The following is a 19,091-nucleotide window of genomic DNA, read 5'->3' as shown; positions in this document are numbered from 1 at the left end:
ACCTCCAAATCCACACGCGTAAGATCGTCGGCAGCGTCCGAGGTGTATAAGAGACAGGTACACGAAACAACGGCAGCGCCGGACACCATGGGGCGCCCAGCGCGAAGGGACGCGCAGTTTACCAAGCAGGCCCGCAAGGGCCGCTCACGGCCCCGGAATGGATTATTCCGCAGTCAGCGGGTCGATCACCTGGGCGACGACGGAAATGCGGTCGACGGGTAACCCGCCACGGCGCGCGTGTTCCAGCACGATGTCCTCGTTGGGTGCGCGATAGACGCAATAGATCCTGTCGTCGGTGACGTAGCTGTGCTCCCACTGGATCTGCGGACCCAGGTCGTCCAATACGCGGCAGGAGGTCTGCGAGACGGATCTGAGCTCGGCGGGCGTCATCAGGCCGGCGCCCTGGATGTCGCGTTCGATCAGGTAACGGGGCATGACGACCTCCCGGAACGGTGGCGGGGGCCACGTCCTCATCCGCTGACACGCGTTGAGCGGCCGGCGCGGGCCGACCGCCTGTCGGCGGCGTCAGGGCTCTTCGTTGAGGTCCAGCACCACGCGGACCAGGCCCGAGCCGTCGCCCTCGCGCACCCGCTTGAAGCCCAGCGACTGCGCCAGCGCAAGCATCGGTAGGTTGGTGTCCAGCACGTCGCCGTACAGACGGTCCAGTTTCTTCGAGCGGGCCCACTTGGCCAGCTTGCGCATCAGATGGCGGCCCAGGCCCTGGCCGGCGATGAAGTGGCTCACCAGGATGGCGAACTCGGCGTCGCGCGTGCGCGGCACCAGCGCCGCGCGCGCGACCGCGCCGACCAGCGCTTCGCCAGGGGGCAGCGGCTCGGCGGCGACCAGGGCGAACTCGGTGTTGGGGTCGGGATGGGTCAGGCGCTGCGCCATTTCCGGCGACAGCTCCTTCAGGGCGTAGAGGAACCGGTGGCGGATCTCTTCCGGTCCCAGCAGGCCGAAGGCGCCCTGGATGGGGCCGGCATCTTCCGGACGGATCGGGCGGATCAGCAGTTCGCGCCCGCTGGGCAGGCGGAAGTGTTCATGCCACGGAGGCAGGCGTTTCGGCGCGGTCATGGGGCGATGCTCGCATGAAATCCTGAGGGGCGGCGAGGGTCGAAGGGCACACGGTTCAGGCAGCGTGGCGTTTGCCGCGCAGGCGCTGGACCGCGGTCACCACCGCCAGGATGACGGCGCCCGCCACCACGCCCACGCCCGCGTTGAACAGGTTTTCCCACAGCACGCCCCATCCGCCGTGGGTGTAGGGCTGGATAAGGTGGTGAAGCGTCGGGATGCTGTGTACCAGGATGCCGCCGCCCACCAGGAACATCGCCGCGGTGCCGGCGATGGAGAGGAATTTCATCAGGTAGGGCGCGCTGTACAGGATGCCCCGCCCGAAGGCCCGCTTGAAGCGCGCCCAGCCGCTGTCGCGCGTGTCGGCGGTCAGCGCCAGGCCGGCGTCGTCCAGCTTCACGATGCCGCCCACCAGACCGTATACACCCACGGTCATGATCGCCGCGATGGCGACCAGCGTCATGACCTGCTCGATGAAGGTGCGCCCGCCCAGCGTGCCGAGCGAGATCACAATGATCTCGGCCGACAGGATGAAGTCCGTGCGGATGGCGCCGCGGATCTTGTCCTTCTCGAACGCCACCATGTCGACCTTGGCGTCCTGCACCGCGGCCAGCCGCTGGGCATGCGCCTGCTCGTCCTCGCCCTTGTGCAGGAACTTGTGGGCCAGCTTCTCCACGCCCTCGAAGCAGAGGAAAGCGCCGCCCAGCATCATCAGCGGTGTCACCAGCGGAATGTTGTACCCGCGTCCGTGCAGCCAGGTCTCCAGGGCGCTGATGGCCAGCGCGGCCGGCACCAGGATGGCCTTGTTGACCATCGAGCCCTTGGCCACCGCCCACACCACAGGCAGCTCGCGGTCGGCCTTCACGCCGGTCACCTGCTGCGCATTGAGCGCCAGGTCGTCGCCCAGCACGCCTGCGGTCTTCTTCGCGGCCACCTTCGTCATCACGGACACGTCGTCCAGCAGGGTGGCGATGTCGTCGATCAGAGCGAACAGGCTGGATCCGGCCATGGAAGAAGGGTCGTCGGCAGATAGGGGAGGGAAATTCTCGCACAGCACCCTGACGGCGCCGTGTGACGCGGAGACCCGTCAGGCGGGTGGGCGCAGCCACTCCAGCCGCTGGCTGGCGCCGGCTTCGCCCAGGGCGGTGGCCAGCACCGGCAATACCGGCGCCAGCGCCTGGTCCAGCTGCCAGGGAGGGTTGAGGACCAGCATGCCGCTGCCGGTCAGGCGCAGGGGCGAGTCGTCGGGCCGCACCTGCAGTTCCGCCACGAACGCACTCCTAGACGGCAGCGCCGCCGCCTTGCGGAAGAAGGGCTGCAGGGTGCGCCGCTGCTTGATCGGATACCAGACCGCATAGGTCGCCGCCGGCCAGCGTTCCAGCGCATCCCGCAGTGCGGAGATGATCTGCGGGTATTCGGCGTCCTGTGCCTCGTAGGGCGGATCGATCAGCACCAGCCCGCGGGCGATGCGCTGCGTGCCGGCGCGCGGTGGCAGCAATGCCTTCATCGCACCGTAGCCGTCACGGGCATGCACGGCCACGCGCGGGTCGTGGGCGAACAGGTCCTTCAACGCGGCCGCTTCCTCCGGCTGCAGCTCGCAGGCGGCCAGCCGGTCCTGTGCCCGCATCGCCTGCGCGACCAGCAACGGCGAGCCGGGGTAGGCCACCAGCGCGCCGACCGGGTTGTTCGCCTGCACCGCGCGCAGGTAGGACTCGGCCAGTGCCGGCAGGCGGGGCGCATCGAGCAGCCGGAAGACCCCTTCGTCCGCCTCGGAGGTCTTGCGGCTCTCCGCCCCGCCCAGCAGGTAGCGGCCGCGGCCGGCATGCGTGTCCAGCACGAAGAACGGCGTGTCCTTGCGCTTCAGCGCGTCGACCAGGGCCAGCAGCACGATGTGCTTGAGGACGTCGGCGTGGTTGCCTGCATGGAAGGCGTGGCGGTAATTCATGGCGTGCAGCATATATGCTTGCGCCATGCCCCGCGTACTGATTGCCGAAGACGAAGCCGCCATCGCCGACGCCGTGCTGTATGCGCTGCGCAGTGAAGGCATCGAAGCCGATCACTGCCTGCTCGCACGCGAGGTGGCGCCGCGCGTGCGCGCCGGTGGCATTGATGTGGTGGTGCTGGACGTGGGCCTGCCCGATGGCAGCGGGTTCGACGTGTGCCGCGAACTGCGCGGCTTCAGCGACGTGCCGGTGATCTTCCTGACCGCCCGCAACGACGAGATCGACCGCGTGCTGGGGCTGGAGTTGGGCGCCGACGACTATGTCACCAAGCCCTTTTCCCCCCGCGAACTGGTGGCCCGCGTGCGTGCACGTCTGCGCCGCGCGGGGGCGGTACCTGCCGCATCCCCGGTGTCCGCCGACCCCTGGGTCACGCGCGGCGCGTTCGCCATCGACCGCGAAGGCCACCGCATCCGCTACCGGCAGCAGCTGCTCGACCTGACCCGCTACGAATACGCCGTGCTGGACGCGCTGCTGCAGCGCCCGGGCGCCATTCTCAGCCGCGCGCAGCTGATGGACCGGGGCTGGGACAGCGATGCCGACAGCGCCGACCGCACCGTCGACACCCACGTGAAGACCCTGCGCGCCAAGCTGCGCGCGGCGGGGGCCGATCCCGACCCGATCCGCACCCATCGCGGACTGGGTTACGCCGTCGAGGCCTGATGCATGCGCCTGGGGCTGAAGCTCGTGCTCGGCTTCTTCCTGATCGTCGGCATCGCCGCGTTCTTCGTCATGCGCGTGTTCGTCAACGAAGTGAAACCCGGTGTGCGCCAGGCGATGGAGTCCACCCTGGTGGACGCGGCCAACCTGCTGGCGGAAGTGGCCGCCGACGACCTGAAGGCCGGTCGCATCGCCGACGGCGGGTTCGCGCGCCACGTCGCGCTGGCCCAGCAGCGCGACCCGAAGGCCTGGGTTTGGCGGTTCCAGAAGCGCTCGGTCGATTACCGGGTAACGGTCACCGATGCGCGTGGCACGGTGGTGTTCGACTCGCAGGGGCGCGACGTCGGCCGCGACAACTCGCGCTGGAACGATGTCTACCGCACGCTGCGCGGCGAGTACGGCGCCCGCTCCAGTCCGGAAACCCCGGGCGATACCGCGCATACCGTGATGCACGTGGCCGCGCCCATCTACGACCCGGGCGACCGCCGCACGCTGCTGGGCGTGCTGACGCTGTCGCAGCCCAACCGCAGCATCGAGCCCTTCATCGTCGCCAGCCAGCGCAGCATCCTGCTGCGCGGTGCCTGGCTGATCGGCATCTCCGCGCTGATCGGCGTGCTGATGACGTGGTGGCTGGTGCGCGGCATCGGCGGACTGAACCGTTACGCGCAGGCGGTCAGCGCCGGCGAGCCGGTGCCGCCGCCGCGGCCGCGTGCCGACGAGATCGGCGACCTCGGACGCGCGCTGGAGACCATGCGCCGCAAGCTGGCCGGCAAGGCCTACGTGGAGCAGTATGTGCAGTCGCTGACCCACGAGATGAAATCGCCGCTGGCCGCGATCCGCGGTGCGGCCGAGCTGCTGCAGGAGCCGCTGCCGGAGGCGGACCGCCAGCGTTTCGCGCGCCACATCCAGGCGCAGGAGCAGCGGCTCACCGAGACCATCGACAAGCTGCTCGCGCTGGCGGAAGTGGAACAGCACGGCTGGCTGCAGCGGCGCGAGCGCATCGATGCCGGCGCGCTGGTGGAACAGGTGGTGCAGGCCGTCGATGCCAGGCTCACCCCGCATGGCGTGCGGATCCACCGCGCGCCGCCCGCGGGTACCTGGGCGGTGGAGGGCGACGCCTTCCTGCTGCGCCGCGCCCTGGGCAATCTGCTGGACAACGCGCTTGCGTTCTCGCCGCCGGACGGTTCGGTGGAACTGGTCGTCGAACAGGCGGACGGGCAGGTGCGCTTCATCGTGCGCGACCGCGGTCCGGGGATTCCGGACTACGCGCACGAACGCGTGTTCGAACGTTTCTATTCGCTGCCGCGCCCGGACAGCGGCCAGCGCAGCTCGGGACTGGGGCTGCCGTTCGTGCGCGAAGTGATGCGCCTGCATGGCGGCGAAGCCTCGCTGCGCAACCGGCCCGAGGGCGGTGCAGAAGCCGTGCTGTCGTTGCCGGCGGTCTGACACGAGACTTCACACAGCCTTCAAACACGCTCCCTGCCGGTTGCACCGGGCCGCGTGACGATGCTTCCCGTATCCAACCGGGGCATCGACATGAAGTCACTGAAATTGCTGTTGCGTTTCCTCACCGTGGGCGGGCTGGTCCTGCTGCTGCTCATTCCGTTGCTGATGATCCGCGGCGTCATCCAGGACCGCGAGCGTTACCGCGCGATGGCCGAGGTGCGCGTTTCCCAGAGCATGGCCGGCGCACAGCAGGTCGTGGGCCCGCTGCGTGTCGTGCCGTGGCGCGAGGAGCGCCTCGTCAACGCGCTGAACGAGGACGGCAAGCCCGAAGTGCGCCGGGACGTGAAAGAGGGCTATCTGCTGCAGAGTCCGGCGACCCTGGCGGTGGACGGGCATCTGCAGCCGGGCGAGCGGCGCATCGGCCTGTACACGGTGAACGTGTACGAGTGGAAGGCGGCCATGAAAGCGGGCTTCGCGCCGCTGCAGTTGCCGCAGGCCGATGGACGCATCTACGGCCAGCCCTACGTGGTGGTCGGCAGGGCGGACGTGCGCGGGCTGGTCGGCACACCCTCACTGCTGGTCGATGGCGTGCCGCGCACGTTGGCCGCCGGCACGGGCGCGATGGCGTCGCGGATGGAGGGCGTCCATGCGCTGCTGGATGCGCCGGGCGGGGCCTTGCCCGCCAGCAACGTGCACCTGGAGATGGCGCTGGCGGGCACGCAAACCCTCGGCATCGCGCCCATCGCCGACAGCAACGACATCGCGATCCGTTCGTCGTGGCGGCAACCGCTGTTCGGTGGCCGGTTCCTGCCGAACGCGAAGACGCTGGACCAGAGCGGCTTCACCGCGCGCTGGCAGGTGTCGTCGCTGGCCAGTGCGGCGCAGAGCCAGCTGGAGTCGGCATCCGGCAAACTGACCCAGGCGCCCTCGCTGCGCGTCTCGCCGGAGGGCTTCGAAGGCGATGCCGGCGGCGACACCGCCATCGACAGCGCGGTGGTCAGCCTGGTGGATACGGTGGACGTTTACACGCAGGTGGATCGGGCCAGCAAGTACGGCATCCTGTTCGTGGTGCTGACGTTCGTGGGTTTCGCCCTGTTCGAACTGATCAAGCGCCTGCCGATCCACCCCCTGCAGTACCTGCTGGTCGGGCTGGCGCTGGCGGTCTTCTTCCTGCTGCTGCTCAGCCTGTCCGAGCACATCGCCTTCTGGCAGGCCTACCTGGTGTCCGCCGCCGCGTGCATCGGACTGCAGTTCTTCTACCTGTCCGGCGTACTGAAGAGCTGGCTGCGTGCCGCCGGCTTCGCGACCCTGCTGACGGCGCTGTACGGCGTGCTCTACCTCCTGCTGAAGTCGGAGAACAACGCACTGCTGATGGGGTCGCTGCTGCTGTTCGGCATCCTGGCCGCGATCATGTGGGTCACCCGCAAGGTGGACTGGTATGCGCTGGGCACGGAACTGCGCTGAGGCCTCCATGATCGATCCCGCCACCCTGCATCGGCGTGCACGGCGCGTGCTGCCCGAGAAGATCGGCACCGATGCGGTCATCGTCGAGGCCATGGACGACGCCACGCTGGCCATGCTGCTGGTCCCGCTCGCGCATCGGCGCCGGGGATGTCTGCTTTTCAGGCTTTCGTCGCAGACGATCGCCGCTCTGGTATCGCGCGCGGCCGGTTATCTGCAGGACGCACGCCAGGCCAGGGAAGGCCTGGGGCGCTGGACGCATCCCCTGACGTACACCGCATGGCGGGACCAGGGTCAGGGCGCATCGCCGCGGTTCGACACGCGCAGCGAGGACGGCCGCGCGGCGTTGTGCCTGCTGCCTGCCGCGGCCTGCGCAGTGTACGTCTGGGACGATCGCGGACTGCAACAAATCGACGCATTCCCCGCGCCCCGCTAACGACGGGACATCGTGCGGTTGCCTCGCCCCGGCCGGTGGCGTGCGCTAGAGTTCACGGATGAGCTCTGCGCACACCATCGGCCTCTTCCGTGGGCCGGAAATCACGCCCTGGCTGGATGATGTCGCGCGCCTGCGCGTGGCGGTGTTCCGCGACTGGCCCTATCTCTACGAAGGCGATGCCGATTACGAACGCGAGTATCTGGGGGCCTACGCGCGCTCGGCCGAAAGCGTGTTCGTGCTGGCGGTGGAGAAGGGTGAAGTGATCGGCGCCTCCACCGGCCTGCCGTTGGCTGACGATACCGAAGCCTTCCGCCAACCGTTCGTCGACGGTGCCATCGATCCGGAGGACGTCTTCTACTTCGGCGAATCCGTGTTGTTGCCGGCGTACCGCGGATGCGGGATCGGCCACGCGTTCTTCGATCATCGCGAAGCGCATGCGCGCGCGCTGGGCCGTTTCGCCTGGACCGCGTTCTGCGCGGTGGATCGCGCCGATGACGATCCGCGCAGGCCGGCGGATCATCGCGGCAACGAGGTGTTCTGGCGCAAGCGCGGTTATGAGCGGCGCCCCGGCATGACGATGCGTCTGCCATGGAACGAGATCGGCCAGGGGGAAGTCGACCATGCGCTGACGTTCTGGTTGCGCCCGCTGGAGACCGCGCGATGAAAGTCGCTGTCGCGAAGTATCCGATCCAGGCGCCCGCGGATTTCGCTGTATTCGCCGAACGCCAGGCCGCCGTGCTGGGCGCGGCCGCCGCGCAGGGCACGCGCGTCGCCGTGTTGCCGGAATACCTGTCGCTGGAACTGGCCGCCACCTTCGACGCCGGCACCCAGGCCGACCTGCATGCCTCGCTGGCCGCGATCCAGCGCCATCGGGACGACTGGCTGGCGTTGTATGCGCGGCTGGCGGCGTCGCTGGACATGTATGTCGTGGCCGGTACCTTCCTGCTGGCGCAGGGTAATGGCCGCTATCGCAACCGCTGCGACGTGTTCACGCCGCAGGGCGCGCACCTCTGGCAGGACAAGCTGCAGCTCACCGGATTCGAAAAAGGCCTCGGCGTGATCGAGGGCGGCGCGGCGCTGAAGGTGTTCGACCTGGATGGCGTGCGCACTGGCGTGGTCGTCTGCTACGACAGTGAATTCCCGCTGCCGGTACGTGCGCAGGCCGAAGCTGGCGCGCGCCTGCTGCTGGTACCCAGTTGCACCGACACCGATGCCGGCGCGACCCGCGTGCGCGTGGGGTGCCTGGCGCGCGCGCTGGAGAACCGCATGTTCGTGGCGCAGTCGGTGACGGCGGGCGAAGCGCCTTGGAGCCCCGCGCTGGACATCAACACGGGCGAGGCCGCGATCTTCGCGCCGATGGACCGTGGCTTGCCCGCCGACGGCGTGGTGGCGCAAACAGTGGGCAACCAGGCGTGGGCGATCGCCGACCTGGACCTCGATACGCTCGACCGCAGCCGGGCCGACGCGCAGGTGGCCAACGATCGCGACTGGATGGGCCAGCTGAAGCCCGCCCTCGCACGCGCCAAGCTTCAAGCGTTGTAGCAGCGCCCTCGCACGCGACGCTTTTCGGACATCCCCGGCGCCTTATCCGTATTGCGGGTGCGCTGCCTGCGCGGTTTCCAGACGGCCTGGCAGCGCCGCTCGCCTTATCCCAGCAGGCTGACGCCGGGCACGAGCCAGATCGACAGCCCGGCCAGGGCCGAGCCGATGACGGTCGCTGCCAGTACATCGCTGGGGTAGTGCAGGCCCAGCACCACGCGCGACGCGGCCACGCAGGCAGCGAAGGGAATCAGCAGCGGTGCCAGTCCGGGGTAGTGCGCCAGCGCCACCAGGGTGAAGGCCACCGCATGCAACGTGTGTCCGGACGGGAAGCTGAATTCGTCCAGCGGTGCGATCCAGGCGCGGATGCGCACATCGGAGGCGAACGGGCGCGGCCGGCGCGTCCCGCGCTTCAGCCCCTTGTACAGCGTCAGCGCGATCACCCCGGTGGCGGCCAGGTGCGCGGAGGCGGCGAGGCCGTCCAAGCCGTCCACGACGATCAGTGCTGCCATCAGCACATACCAGAACACGCCGTCGCCCAACCGGCTGACGACCGCGAAAAAGTGGCGCACGCCGCGCCATTCGCCCCAGCGGTTGGCGCGCAGGCACCAGCCGGCATCCTGGCCGATGAAGGCATTACGCGGTGGCGATGGACGCATGGTGGCTTCTCCGGGTCAGGGCGAGGTCGGTCAGCAGGGCATCGAAATCGGCCGCGACCTGCTCGGGACGCAGGGCGCGCATCGCGGCGACGGCGGCTTCGCCCATCGCACGGCGGACTGCCGGGTCGGTGGCCAATCGCAGGGCAGCCGCCATGAATGCATCGTCGTCCTCCACCGCCGCACCGTGCACGCCATCGACCAGGTGCTCGCGTGCGGCGCCGTAGTTGAAGGCCACCGTCGGCACGCCGCTGGCCATGGCCTCCAGGGTGACGTTGCCGAAGGTTTCGCTGTGGCTGGAAAACAGGAACAGATCGCCGCTGGCGAAGTGGCGTGCCAGCGCTTCGCCGCGCTGCACACCGCAGAACACGAAGTCCCGATGTTCCTGCGCCAGCCGGTCGCGCACCGGCCCGTCGCCGACCCACACGAACCTCGCCGTCGGATGTTGCTGCCGGATGGCGTCGAAGGCTCGGATCGACAGGTCCAGGTTCTTCTCTGCCGCGATGCGGCCCACGTAGATCACTGCCAGGTCGTCCGGGCCCAGGCCCCACTGCGCGCGCAGCGCCTCGTCGCGGCGTGACGGGCTGAAGTGCTGCGCATCCACCGCGCGCGCCAGGCGCACGGCGTGATGGAAGCCCTGCGCCCGCAGGAAGTCCGCCAGTTCGCGCGTCGGCACCAGCGTGGCCTGCGCGCTGTTGTGGAAGCGGCGCATCCAGCGCAGCGCGGTGTGCTGCAGGAAGCGCACGCCATAGTCGCGCATGTATTCGTCGAAGCGCGTGTGGAAGCCGGTGGCCACCGGAATGCCCAGTCGGCGCGCCGCGCGCACGGCCGACCAACCCAAAGGGCCTTCCGTGGCCACGTAAATCGCATCCGGCGGGGACTCCTTCCATAGCGCGAGCAGGCGCCGGGTGGCCGGCAAGCCGAATTTCAGGCCGGGATAGCGCGGCAGGCGGGCGCCACGCACCAGCAGGGTGTCATCGGCCGCCTCCGATTCGATCGCCTGTCGCGGCCGCACCAGCGACACGGCGTGCCCGCGCTGGCGCAGGCCGGTTTCCAGCCCCTGCACGGTGAGGGCGACGCCGTTGACTTCCGGCGGGTACGTCTCGGTGACGATGGCAAAGCGCATGCGCGGCTCCACGTTTTGCGCATGCTGGGGCCGTGGTGTGTAGCGCGTGTTGCGGTGTGGTTACCGCTAGATGACGTCGCTGCTCCCTTACCGGCCCAGGGCCCGCAAGGCGCGATGGCCTGCGCTGCTGGCCTGCGGATGCGCGTGCGCCGCGCACAGCGCAGCGATGGCCGCCAACGCGGGCTCCGGCCGCCGCACGATCTCGTCCGCCACGGCCTCCGCCAAGAAGAAATCCTCGTGCGTGGCCAAGCGAGCGAGCATGCCGTGCCCGGTCAGATCCAGCGACGGGATCAGTGCCAATGCCACCTCGATCTCATCGTGGCCGATGCAACGTTCGAGCAGTGCCTCGAGCGCGGGCTGATCCGCGAGCACTGGAGGGTGGGTCGGATGGAGTTCGGGCAGCGCGATGCCGCCTGCCAAGGCTGCGTCGGCCGCCGCCATGAACGCCTCGAGCGAGGGAAACACCACCCTGGTCGCCTCATCGTGGGCGAGGAACAGCACATGCTCCTTCAGCGGCGGGCACCCCAGCAGCACGTGGTGATTACTCGTGCCGGGATCGTCGAGCACCAACCCGTCGAGCAACGCCACCACCGGATGTCCGTGCAGGTCGGCCGTTAGGGCGCGGGCAGCGTCGCGGCTCAACAGATTCAGCTCCAGCGCGGGATGATCGGCATAGAGGCCTGCGTCGACGCGCTGGAAGTACGATGACGTGGCGGCGTCCATGGTCCGGCCTCCTGCTTGGGGCATAAAGGATGCCGCAGCATTCAATTGCGCGCGACAGGTCGGCGCTTGCCGGCGAGGTACGGGCGCACCCCCTTGTCCTGCCTGCTTCCGCGCGCATCAGCAGGCGCCGCGCCGAGCAAGGCCAGGAAGCGCGGACATTCGAGATGGCTGGGCGCCCGGCACGCGGCGGCGTGGCGCAAGCCATCTCGCATCGCGGTCAGCCGCAGGATTATCACGTCCAGTTCGCGCGCCTTGGCGCGCAGCGCGCCCCGGTCGATGTCTGGTTGTCCGTCCGCACCGAACATCGCGGCGATCTCGTCCAGGGAAAACCCCGCCGTCTGCCCCAGCGCGATCAAGGCCAGACGCTCCAGCACATTGGGGTCGAAGGTGCGGCGCAGGCCGCGTCGACCGTCCGATGCGATCAGGCCCCTCTGCTCGTAGTAGCGCAGGGCCGACGCCGGCCCCCCGGCCCTTTTTGCGACCTCGCCGATGTCCATCGTGTTCTCGCTTGACTTGAAGTCGACTTGAAGTGGCATCGTGCGCCCAACGGTCGAGCGGCACAAGCCTGTGCCGGACCTTCGCACGAGGAAAACCACATGCCTGCCTGGATCTGCACGGTACTCATCGGCATCGGCGCCACGCTCGCGATGGATGCGTGGGGCGTACTGCGTCGACGCCTTTTCGGCGTACCGGCTCCCGACTATGCGCTGGTGGGGCGTTGGCTGGGCCATATGCCCACGGGCCGGTTCCGCCATGACGCGATCGCCCGGAGTCGTGCCGTCCGCGGCGAACGCATGCTGGGGTGGTGCATGCACTACCTCACCGGCGTGCTCTTTGCCGCACTAGTTCCCTTGGTCTGGGGCCTCGCGTGGCTGCGTCATCCCACGCCGGGGCCGGCGCTGCTGGTCGGTGTGGTCACCGTCGCCGCGCCGTTCCTGCTGATGCAGCCGGGCATGGGGGCGGGCATCGCCGCGTCCAGAGCGCCGCGCCCCGCCATCGCACGCGTGCACAGCCTGTTGAATCACCTCGCGTTCGGAGCGGGGCTCTACCTGTCGGCGTTGCTGCTGCAGGCCTTCTTATCCGTCTGATCCACCTATCCCAAAGGAGTCTTCCATGCGTATTCCCGCCCGTTTCGCACCGTTGCTGTTCGGTGCGCTGCTCTCCGCCATCATGGTGTCGTTGGTGTCCGCGTTCGTGCTGCTGGTCAACCAGGGGTTGCATCCGGGTTTCCTGGCCGCCTGGGCACGCAGCTGCGCCACCACTTGGCCGGTAGCCTTCATCGCGGTCACCGTGCTGGCACCGTGGGTGCGCCGGATCGTCGCCCGGCTGACAGCCTGAGTCCGTTGCACGGAGACGCCGTACTCAGGGCGTGCGATATCCGCGCGCTGCCAGCCGATGCCCCAGCCAGGCCATCGGCAGGTAGGCGAATACCAGGTCCACCCCGCTGAACCACAGCGGCGAAGGCAGCATGGCGACGGCGGCGATGCCGCCGATCAGGAAGAAGGCGCCCACCACCCAGGCCGGGCCGCAGGTCCGCTCAGGGGTGGCCAGCGGGGCGATGAAGGCGCCGACGAGCGTGCCGACCGCATGCGCCAGGAACGGGAACAGGAAGTGCTTCGGCTCGAACAGCGGCATCGCCGCCTTCAGGCCCTCGGTGGTGGCGGTGTCGACGCCGGCCGGGGGCGGAATGACGTGTGCGCTGAGCATCCCCAGCGCCATGTTGACGAGACTACCGACGACCAGCCCGGCGATGACCGCCAGGATCAAGCGGAACACACGCTTCATGACAACCTCCGGCAGGGATGCGAGGGATTGCCGGTCGGCGTGGGGCCGGCCGTGTTAGAGCGACTATAGCGGAGCCTCAGTGCCCGTTGGCACCGGGCAGCTTCCTCACCACGCAAACCCCTCTTCCCAGTCGCCCGGCGGTAACCACGTGGTCTGGTTCGGCGAAGGGGCATCGATCCGGCCCGTTGCCACGCTGCGGGCCACCATCGGTTCGATGTCCGAGAAGCGGGCGGCGCGCGAGCCGATGCCGGCGCCAATCAGGTTGTTGTGGATGTCCATAGCGTTGGAGCGTCTGCCGCGCCGCTCCATCACGCCGTTGACCAGGTCGATGGCGCGCGCGTCAAACGTATAGGCCACGACGGCGCTGGCGAGCGTGTGCCGGTAGGCATCCAACGGGCCGTGTCGGCCGCCCGGGAGCGGGCTTTGCAGGACATGGGACCACGTATACGTCAGCACGAACACCGGATACGCCGCCAGGATCAGGCCGGCCAGCACGAGCCTGCGCAACCACGGACGCATGCGCTTCATCGGCATCATCGGGTTCAGCCGTCCTGCGGTTCGACCACCACTGCCGTGCCGTAGCACAGCACCTCGGTCAGGCCGGCCATCACGTCGGTGGCGTCGTAGCGCACGGCGATGATCGCGTTGGCGCCCAGTTGGCGGGCATGCTGGAGCATGTCGCGATAGGTCTCGTCGCGCGCCTGCTCGCACAGTTCGGTGTAGATGGTGATGTTGCCGCCGAACAACGACTGCAGGCCGCCGAGGAAGTTGCCCACGATCGATCGCGACCGCACGGTGATGCCGCGCACCATGCCCAGGTTGCGGCGAATACGGTAGCCGGGAAGTTCCAGCGCGGTCGTCACCATCGCGTCGTTCAGGGGTGGCATCCCTGCTCCGGATGCCTCCGGGGCGGGCGCGTACGCGGGGGATGAGTTGTAGGGATCCGTCATGGGGTACCCGGCAGGTTGGTGTGGCGTGGCAGGGGATGGGAAGTCAGATCCAGACATCGTTGGGGGCGGTGTAGGCACCACCGGCGTCGCCGGTATTGATCACGCCGTGGGGCTCGACCAGCATGATGCTGCATTCTTCGCGGGCGACGGGCCGGTGCTCGACGCCCCGGGGTACCACGTACATCTCGCCGGTGGCCAAGGGCACGACCCGGTCCCGGAACTCGAGCGTCATCTCGCCCGACAGCACGATGAAGACTTCGTCCGTCTCTTCATGCGCATGCCACACGAACTCGCCCAGGATCTTGGCAAGCTTGAACTGGTAGTCGTTCATCTCGGCCACGACCCGGGGAGACCAATGCTGCGACAAGCCGCTCAGCTTGGCCTGGAGGTTGATGGCGGTATCCGGCATGGAGAACTCCTGCAAAGAGGGGGGGCAGCCATGATGGCCAGCGGACAGGACATCGCGCCCGTGCCACCGGTCATCGCGTTCTACGGCACGCGCCCACCACGCGCCGCGGTGAACAGCGCATACCATTCCTCGCGCGAGAGCTGCACCTCGTCCGCCGCGCAGCAGGCCGCAAGCCGCACGGGGTCGGTGGTGCCGACGATGGGCTGCAGACCGGCGGGATGGCGCAGCAGCCCGGCCCGCTGGATCGCCTCGGGGCTCACGCTGTGCGCTTCGGCCCGTTGCCGCAAGAGGGTCGAGGTTTCGCGGACTACCGGATCGGCGAAGCCAGAGGCCATGGCCAGCCTGCCGCCGGCCAGCGGCGACCAGGCCTGCAGGCGGATGCCGTGCAGGCGTGCGTGGTCCAGCGTGCCGCGCGCGGATGCGTAAGCGTGGCCGGTGGTGTTGGCGACCACGCCGTCGTCGATCAAGGGCAGGTGCAGCAGGCTGATCTCCACCTGGTTCGCCACCAGCGGCTGGCGCACGTGCCGGCGCAGCAGGTCGATCTGGCCGGGTGTGTGATTGCTGACGCCGAAGTACCGCACCTTGCCGCTGGCGTGCAGCGCATCGAACGCGCGCGCCACTTCGTCCGGCTCCACCAGCGGATCGGGGCGGTGCAGCAGCAGGATATCCAGATGGTCCACGCCCAGGCGCGCCAGGCTGCCTTCGACCGAGGCCACGATATGCGCATAGCTGAAGTCGTAGCGCTGCGGTGCGCCCGGCGGATCGTCGGCGAAGCGGATGCCGCATTTCGACTGCAGGACCATCTTCGCACGGAGCCCGGGCGAGGCGCGCAACACATCGCCGAACACCTGTTCGGACTTGCCGCGCGCATAGATGTCGGCGTGGTCGAACAGGGTGATGCCGTGGGCCAGCGCCGTTTCGACCAGCCGCTGCGTGTTGCGGCGTTCCTCCGTCGTAATCGGCGAGGCATCCCAGGCGCGGCTCAGATGCATGCAGCCGTAGCCGATGCGGGAAACCGTCAGGTCATCGGCCAGGCGATAGCTCTTCATGGTGTCGTCGGGCAGGGTGAGGGACGCATCATGCCAGAGCCCCGTGCCCGCCCCGTCGCGAATGGCGGGGCACGGGACGCGCCGTCGGTCCGCCGCAGAAGAAGCTGCCGACCGGTCAGGCCACGAACGGCTTGAACGCCACGCCCAGACCCTGCATGTCCTCCGGCTCGCCGACCAGGTCGGAGCGGAGCAGCGGGCGGGCATCGATCCACTTCTTGCTGACCACCAGGTCCAGGCGATCGCCGCTGGCGGTCAGGTCCAGGCGGGGAATGGCCTCGTTGTCGTGCGAGCGGTGCAGCAGCACGGCCAGGCGCAGCAGCGCGGCCTTGCGCTTGGCGCTGAGCAGCAGACGGTCGGGCAGGGCGTCGAACGCGTTCTTCGGCACGCCGCGGCGGTGCGTGCGCACCAGCGCCGACAGGACCTGCTGTTCTTGGCGGGAAAAGCCTTCGATGTCGGAGTGCTCCAACAGATAGGCACCGTGCACGTGGTACTGGCTGTGCGCGATGGCCAGGCCGATCTCGTGCAGGCGCGCGGCCCAACCCAGCATGCGCGCGTCGTCGTCGTCCAGGCCCCAGTCCTGCTCCACCTGTTCGAACAGACGCATCGCGGTGGCCTCCACCCGCGCGGCCTGGAACTCGTCGATGCCGTAGCGCTGCATCAGCGCCGCCGTGGACAGGTCGCGCGGGTCGTTGTCGCTGCCGCGGCCCAGCATGTCGAACAGGATGCCTTCGCGCATCGCCGCCTTGCTGACCATCAGGCGCTGCAGCTCCAGCGCTTCGAACGCGGCCTCCAGCACCAGCACGCCGCCGGCGATGATCGGACGGCGGTCGCTGGACAGGCCGGGCAGGTCGATGTCCTCGATGCGATCGGCCTGCAGCAGCTTGTCGCGCACCTGCGGCAGCGCCTCGGCGGTGACCGCGCCCTTGGTGAGCTTCATCGCCGCGCAGATCTCGCCGATGGCCTTGTTGGTGCCGGACGAGCCGATGGCTTCCTGCCACCCCAGGCTGCGGTACAGGCCGGCGAACTGCTGGAACTCGGCGCCGATCTCGGTGAGCGCTTCCTTCCAGCGCTTGCGCGAGAGCTTGCCGCCGGGAAAGAAGCGGCGCGTACTGGCGATGCAGCCGGCCTGCAGGCTTTCGCGCTCCAGCGTCTCGAAGCCGCGGCCGATGATGAATTCCGTCGAGCCGCCGCCGATGTCGATGACCAGGCGGCGCTGGTTCGCTTTCGGCGGCCGCGCGTGCGCCACGCCCAGGTAGATCAGGCGCGCCTCCTCGCGGCCTGAGACCACTTCGATCGGTTTGCCCAGCGCGGCTTCGGCCGCGGCCAGGAATTCCTGTGGCTCGCGCAACTGGCGCACCGTATTGGTGGCCAGGGCGCGCACGCGGGCGGCGGGGATGTCGCGGATGCGCTGGCCGAAGCGGGACAGGCAGTCCAGTGCGCGCTGGCGGGCCGCGGCGGACAGGCCGCCCTTGCCGTCCAGGCCGTCGGCCATGCGCACGGTCTCGCGCAGGCGGTCTACCACGCGCAACTGTCCCAGCATCGAGCGCGCCACCACCATGTGGAAGCTGTTGGAACCCAGATCGATCGCGGCCAGCAGGTCCCCGTCCTGGAGCGGCGGGGAGGTGGGGGAGGTCAGGGGCGCCATGCGGTCAGTTTAGCCAATGGCGTGGCGCAATGCTGCAGTGCGATGCACGGCGGCGATGGCGGCGGCGATCGGTCGCATCATACTTTGGCCAGCAGCGTGCCCTGCGCCGAATGCGGCGGGTCGTCGCCCGGCCTGAGCTTGACGTAGTGGCCGTCGGCCTGCAGTTCCCAGGCATTGCAGTTGTCGTCCAGGTAATTCTGCAGGCCTTCCTTGAACACGCGCGCCGCCAGATCCTTGTCGAGGATGGGGAAGCAGGTTTCCACGCGATGCAGCAGATTGCGTTCCAGCCAGTCGGCGCTGGCGCAGTACAACTCCGGCGCGCCGTCGTTGCCGAACCAGTAAAGGCGGCTGTGCTCGAGAAAGCGCCCCACGATGGAACGCACACGGATGTTGTCGGAGATGCCCGGCACGCCGGGGCGCAGGGCGCAGGCGCCGCGCACGATCAGGTCGATCCGCACGCCCGCCTGCGAGGCGGCGTACAGCGCGCGGATGATGCGCGGCTCGTTGATCGCATTGATCTTGGCGATGATGCGCGCCGGCTTGCCTGCCTTCGCCAGCCTGGCCTCGCGTTCGATCTTCTTGATCAGGCCCGGATGCAGGGTGAAGGGCGACTGCAGCAGGCGCTTGAGTTTGGTGGTGGGCGCCAGTCCCGACAGCTGCTGGAACAGCAGGTGCACGTCGTTGCCGATGTCCGGGTCGGCGGTGATCAGGCCGATGTCGGTGTACGCGCGGGCGGTGCCGCTGTGGTAGTTGCCCGTGCCCAGGTGCACGTAGCGGCGCAGCTTGCGGCCTTCGCGGCGCACGATCAGCAGCATCTTGGCATGGGTCTTGTAGCCCACCACGCCGTAGACCACCTGCGCGCCGGCCTCCTGCAGGCGGTCGGCCACGCCCAGGTTGGCGTCCTCGTCGAAGCGCGCGCGCAGCTCCACCACCACGGTGACGTCCTTGCCGTTGCGTGCGGCCTGCACCAGCGCGTCGACGATGGCCGAGTCCTTGCCGGTGCGGTACAGGGTCTGCTTGATCGCCAGCACCTCCGGATCGACCGCGGCCTGCTTGATCAGTTCGTGCACCGGCGCGAACGAATCGAACGGGTGGTGCAGCAGTACGTCGCCGTCGGCCACTTTCTCGAAGATCGCGTCGCTGTCGCGCAGCGCGCGCGGCGTGAAGGCGGGATACTTCAGTTCCGGACGCTGCACCAGGTCGTAGACCTGGATGACGCGGTTGAGGTTGACCGGTCCGTTGATCGGGTACACCGCGTTGTCGGGCAGGGCGAAGTTCTGCAGCAGCGTGCGCACAATGGGCTTGGGGCAGTCGTGGGCGATCTCCAGCCGCACGGCGGGCCGGTAGCCGCGCCCGACCAGTTCGTCGCGCAGCGCCAGCGCCAGGTTCTCCACTTCCTCTTCGTCCACGACGACCTCGGAGTTGCGGGTCACGCGGAACTGGTAGGAGCCCTTGACCTCCATGCCGGGGAACAGCTCGTCCACGAACACCGACAGCACCGAGGACAGCAGCACGAAGTCGTTCTCGCCGCCGGACACGCGCTGGGGCATGTGGATGATGCGCGGCAGCGAGCGCGGCGCGCGCACGATGGCCAGGTGGCCGGCGCGGCCGAACGCGTCCTTGCCCTTCAGTACCACCACGATGTTGAGCGACTTGTTAAGGATCTTCGGGAACGGATGCGCCGGGTCCAGGCCCAGCGGCGACAGCACCGGCATGATCTCGTTGCGGAAGTACGCGCGCAGCCAGCGGGTCTGCCGCGCGTTCCAGCTGTCGCGGCCGAACACGCGTACGCCCGCCTCGGCCAGCCCGGGGCGCAGCACTTCGTTCCAGCACTTGTACTGCGCATCCACCAGCTCGGCGGCGCGGTCGTGGATCCGGTTGAGCACGGTCGCCGGGCTCATGCCGTCCGCGCCCGGCGGCAGGCCGAAATCCAGCGCGTGGCGCACCGTGGCGGCGCGGATCTCGAAGAACTCGTCCAGGTTGGTGCAGGAGATGCACAGGAAGCGCAGCCGCTCCAGCAGCGGCACGGATGGATCCTGCGCCTGGGCCAGCACGCGGAAATTGAAGTCCAGCTGCGACAGTTCGCGGTTCAGGTACAACGCGGGGTCACGCAGCACGTCGTCGGTGGTGGGGGC

General features: G+C 68.8%; 23 protein-coding genes. 8 read left to right on the top strand and 15 right to left on the bottom strand.

Annotated features, from left to right (window positions below; all coding sequences use genetic code 11):
• Positions 1–162 precede the first annotated feature (162 nt).
• The 4 genes from CSC76_RS16985 to CSC76_RS16970 form a co-directional block, all read right to left on the bottom strand.
• The gene (locus CSC76_RS16985) at positions 163–435 is read right to left on the bottom strand and encodes a DUF4242 domain-containing protein (RefSeq protein ID WP_162111153.1); all 273 of its coding nucleotides are present in this window, start codon (positions 433–435) and stop codon (positions 163–165) included.
• 90 nt (positions 436–525) lie between these two features.
• Positions 526–1,074, bottom strand: a complete 549-nt coding sequence (locus CSC76_RS16980; RefSeq protein ID WP_162111152.1) for a GNAT family N-acetyltransferase — start codon at positions 1,072–1,074, stop codon at positions 526–528.
• Between the two features lie 55 nt (positions 1,075–1,129).
• A complete protein-coding gene (locus CSC76_RS16975; protein ID WP_162111151.1) occupies positions 1,130–2,080 on the bottom strand; it encodes a DUF808 domain-containing protein in 951 nt (316 codons plus the stop codon).
• 78 nt (positions 2,081–2,158) lie between these two features.
• Positions 2,159–3,016, bottom strand: coding sequence for a 23S rRNA (adenine(2030)-N(6))-methyltransferase RlmJ (locus tag CSC76_RS16970; protein WP_162111150.1), 858 nt, complete (start codon positions 3,014–3,016; stop codon positions 2,159–2,161).
• 25 nt (positions 3,017–3,041) lie between these two features.
• Here CSC76_RS16970 and creB point away from each other — a divergent pair, with 25 nt between their 5' ends.
• From creB to CSC76_RS16940, 6 genes are all read left to right on the top strand, one after another.
• Entirely contained in the window at positions 3,042–3,734 is a 693-nt protein-coding gene (gene creB / locus CSC76_RS16965; RefSeq protein WP_162111149.1) for a two-component system response regulator CreB, read from the top strand.
• A gap of 3 nt (positions 3,735–3,737) precedes the next feature.
• On the top strand, positions 3,738–5,177 hold the full coding sequence (creC, locus tag CSC76_RS16960; protein WP_162111148.1) for a two-component system sensor histidine kinase CreC: 1,440 nt from the start codon (positions 3,738–3,740) through the stop codon (positions 5,175–5,177).
• Between the two features lie 90 nt (positions 5,178–5,267).
• A complete protein-coding gene (creD, locus tag CSC76_RS16955) occupies positions 5,268–6,641 on the top strand; it encodes a cell envelope integrity protein CreD (RefSeq protein ID WP_162111147.1) in 1,374 nt (457 codons plus the stop codon).
• A gap of 7 nt (positions 6,642–6,648) precedes the next feature.
• Positions 6,649–7,074: a hypothetical protein gene (locus CSC76_RS16950; RefSeq protein WP_162111146.1), complete on the top strand. Its 426-nt coding sequence runs from the start codon at positions 6,649–6,651 to the stop codon at positions 7,072–7,074.
• 58 nt (positions 7,075–7,132) lie between these two features.
• On the top strand, positions 7,133–7,738 hold the full coding sequence (locus CSC76_RS16945) for a GNAT family N-acetyltransferase (protein WP_162111145.1): 606 nt from the start codon (positions 7,133–7,135) through the stop codon (positions 7,736–7,738).
• Positions 7,735–8,616 (top strand): carbon-nitrogen hydrolase family protein, encoded by an 882-nt coding sequence (locus CSC76_RS16940; protein WP_162111144.1) that lies wholly within the window; start codon positions 7,735–7,737, stop codon positions 8,614–8,616. The genes CSC76_RS16945 and CSC76_RS16940 overlap by 4 nt, the downstream gene beginning before the upstream one ends.
• Before the next feature lie 104 nt (positions 8,617–8,720).
• Here CSC76_RS16940 and CSC76_RS16935 read toward each other — a convergent pair whose 3' ends face one another.
• From CSC76_RS16935 to CSC76_RS16920, 4 genes are all read right to left on the bottom strand, one after another.
• A complete protein-coding gene (locus CSC76_RS16935) occupies positions 8,721–9,272 on the bottom strand; it encodes a phosphatase PAP2 family protein (RefSeq protein ID WP_162111143.1) in 552 nt (183 codons plus the stop codon).
• Positions 9,250–10,395, bottom strand: a complete 1,146-nt coding sequence (locus CSC76_RS16930; protein WP_162111142.1) for a glycosyltransferase family 4 protein — start codon at positions 10,393–10,395, stop codon at positions 9,250–9,252. The genes CSC76_RS16935 and CSC76_RS16930 overlap by 23 nt, the downstream gene beginning before the upstream one ends.
• 87 nt (positions 10,396–10,482) lie before the next feature.
• Complete coding sequence (locus CSC76_RS16925; protein WP_162111141.1) at positions 10,483–11,118, bottom strand: hypothetical protein; 636 nt, start codon at positions 11,116–11,118, stop codon at positions 10,483–10,485.
• 41 nt (positions 11,119–11,159) lie between these two features.
• Entirely contained in the window at positions 11,160–11,615 is a 456-nt protein-coding gene (locus CSC76_RS16920; RefSeq protein WP_162111140.1) for a helix-turn-helix domain-containing protein, read from the bottom strand.
• Between the two features lie 99 nt (positions 11,616–11,714).
• On the opposite strand from CSC76_RS16920, the gene CSC76_RS16915 reads away from it, so the two are divergent.
• Entirely contained in the window at positions 11,715–12,206 is a 492-nt protein-coding gene (locus CSC76_RS16915) for a DUF2938 domain-containing protein (protein ID WP_162111139.1), read from the top strand.
• A gap of 25 nt (positions 12,207–12,231) precedes the next feature.
• A complete protein-coding gene (locus CSC76_RS16910; protein WP_202923558.1) occupies positions 12,232–12,456 on the top strand; it encodes a DUF2798 domain-containing protein in 225 nt (74 codons plus the stop codon).
• A gap of 24 nt (positions 12,457–12,480) precedes the next feature.
• Here the strand turns inward: CSC76_RS16910 and CSC76_RS16905 are convergent, their stop codons facing one another.
• The 7 genes from CSC76_RS16905 to ppk1 form a co-directional block, all read right to left on the bottom strand.
• A complete protein-coding gene (locus CSC76_RS16905) occupies positions 12,481–12,903 on the bottom strand; it encodes a hypothetical protein (RefSeq protein WP_162111138.1) in 423 nt (140 codons plus the stop codon).
• 105 nt (positions 12,904–13,008) lie between these two features.
• Positions 13,009–13,437 carry a hypothetical protein gene (locus CSC76_RS16900; protein WP_238395049.1) on the bottom strand — a complete coding sequence of 143 codons (429 nt, stop codon included), beginning with the start codon at positions 13,435–13,437 and terminating at the stop codon, positions 13,009–13,011.
• An 8-nt stretch (positions 13,438–13,445) separates the two neighbouring features.
• The gene (locus tag CSC76_RS16895; protein ID WP_162111136.1) at positions 13,446–13,853 is read right to left on the bottom strand and encodes a YbjQ family protein; all 408 of its coding nucleotides are present in this window, start codon (positions 13,851–13,853) and stop codon (positions 13,446–13,448) included.
• Positions 13,854–13,896: 43 nt separating this feature from the next.
• Entirely contained in the window at positions 13,897–14,262 is a 366-nt protein-coding gene (locus tag CSC76_RS16890; protein WP_162111135.1) for a cupin domain-containing protein, read from the bottom strand.
• A gap of 80 nt (positions 14,263–14,342) precedes the next feature.
• On the bottom strand, positions 14,343–15,311 hold the full coding sequence (locus tag CSC76_RS16885; protein WP_162111134.1) for an aldo/keto reductase: 969 nt from the start codon (positions 15,309–15,311) through the stop codon (positions 14,343–14,345).
• 115 nt (positions 15,312–15,426) lie between these two features.
• Positions 15,427–16,947 (bottom strand): exopolyphosphatase, encoded by a 1,521-nt coding sequence (ppx, locus tag CSC76_RS16880; protein WP_202923559.1) that lies wholly within the window; start codon positions 16,945–16,947, stop codon positions 15,427–15,429.
• Positions 16,948–17,033: 86 nt separating this feature from the next.
• A complete protein-coding gene (gene ppk1, locus CSC76_RS16875) occupies positions 17,034–19,073 on the bottom strand; it encodes a polyphosphate kinase 1 (RefSeq protein ID WP_162111154.1) in 2,040 nt (679 codons plus the stop codon).
• Positions 19,074–19,091 lie beyond the last annotated feature (18 nt).

The organism is Pseudoxanthomonas mexicana, from assembly GCF_010093385.1.
In the GTDB taxonomy this organism is placed as follows: Bacteria; Pseudomonadota; Gammaproteobacteria; order Xanthomonadales; family Xanthomonadaceae; genus Pseudoxanthomonas_A; species Pseudoxanthomonas_A mexicana.
This window is presented reverse-complemented; position numbering and strand designations above follow the sequence as displayed.

Coding starts and splice junctions, on each gene's coding strand:
- CSC76_RS16930 (WP_162111142.1), bottom strand. CDS start 10,395: ATGCGCTTTGCCATCGTCACCGAGACGTACCCGCCGGAAGTCAACGGC.
- CSC76_RS16985 (WP_162111153.1), bottom strand. CDS start 435: ATGCCCCGTTACCTGATCGAACGCGACATCCAGGGCGCCGGCCTGATG.
- creB (WP_162111149.1), top strand. CDS start 3,042: ATGCCCCGCGTACTGATTGCCGAAGACGAAGCCGCCATCGCCGACGCC.
- CSC76_RS16975 (WP_162111151.1), bottom strand. CDS start 2,080: ATGGCCGGATCCAGCCTGTTCGCTCTGATCGACGACATCGCCACCCTG.
- CSC76_RS16920 (WP_162111140.1), bottom strand. CDS start 11,615: ATGGACATCGGCGAGGTCGCAAAAAGGGCCGGGGGGCCGGCGTCGGCC.
- CSC76_RS16950 (WP_162111146.1), top strand. CDS start 6,649: ATGATCGATCCCGCCACCCTGCATCGGCGTGCACGGCGCGTGCTGCCC.
- CSC76_RS16900 (WP_238395049.1), bottom strand. CDS start 13,437: ATGCCGATGAAGCGCATGCGTCCGTGGTTGCGCAGGCTCGTGCTGGCC.
- CSC76_RS16935 (WP_162111143.1), bottom strand. CDS start 9,272: ATGCGTCCATCGCCACCGCGTAATGCCTTCATCGGCCAGGATGCCGGC.
- CSC76_RS16890 (WP_162111135.1), bottom strand. CDS start 14,262: ATGCCGGATACCGCCATCAACCTCCAGGCCAAGCTGAGCGGCTTGTCG.
- CSC76_RS16925 (WP_162111141.1), bottom strand. CDS start 11,118: ATGGACGCCGCCACGTCATCGTACTTCCAGCGCGTCGACGCAGGCCTC.
- CSC76_RS16915 (WP_162111139.1), top strand. CDS start 11,715: ATGCCTGCCTGGATCTGCACGGTACTCATCGGCATCGGCGCCACGCTC.
- CSC76_RS16940 (WP_162111144.1), top strand. CDS start 7,735: ATGAAAGTCGCTGTCGCGAAGTATCCGATCCAGGCGCCCGCGGATTTC.
- creD (WP_162111147.1), top strand. CDS start 5,268: ATGAAGTCACTGAAATTGCTGTTGCGTTTCCTCACCGTGGGCGGGCTG.
- CSC76_RS16895 (WP_162111136.1), bottom strand. CDS start 13,853: ATGACGGATCCCTACAACTCATCCCCCGCGTACGCGCCCGCCCCGGAG.
- CSC76_RS16905 (WP_162111138.1), bottom strand. CDS start 12,903: ATGAAGCGTGTGTTCCGCTTGATCCTGGCGGTCATCGCCGGGCTGGTC.
- CSC76_RS16945 (WP_162111145.1), top strand. CDS start 7,133: ATGAGCTCTGCGCACACCATCGGCCTCTTCCGTGGGCCGGAAATCACG.
- CSC76_RS16980 (WP_162111152.1), bottom strand. CDS start 1,074: ATGACCGCGCCGAAACGCCTGCCTCCGTGGCATGAACACTTCCGCCTG.
- creC (WP_162111148.1), top strand. CDS start 3,738: ATGCGCCTGGGGCTGAAGCTCGTGCTCGGCTTCTTCCTGATCGTCGGC.
- CSC76_RS16970 (WP_162111150.1), bottom strand. CDS start 3,016: ATGAATTACCGCCACGCCTTCCATGCAGGCAACCACGCCGACGTCCTC.
- CSC76_RS16910 (WP_202923558.1), top strand. CDS start 12,232: ATGCGTATTCCCGCCCGTTTCGCACCGTTGCTGTTCGGTGCGCTGCTC.
- CSC76_RS16885 (WP_162111134.1), bottom strand. CDS start 15,311: ATGAAGAGCTATCGCCTGGCCGATGACCTGACGGTTTCCCGCATCGGC.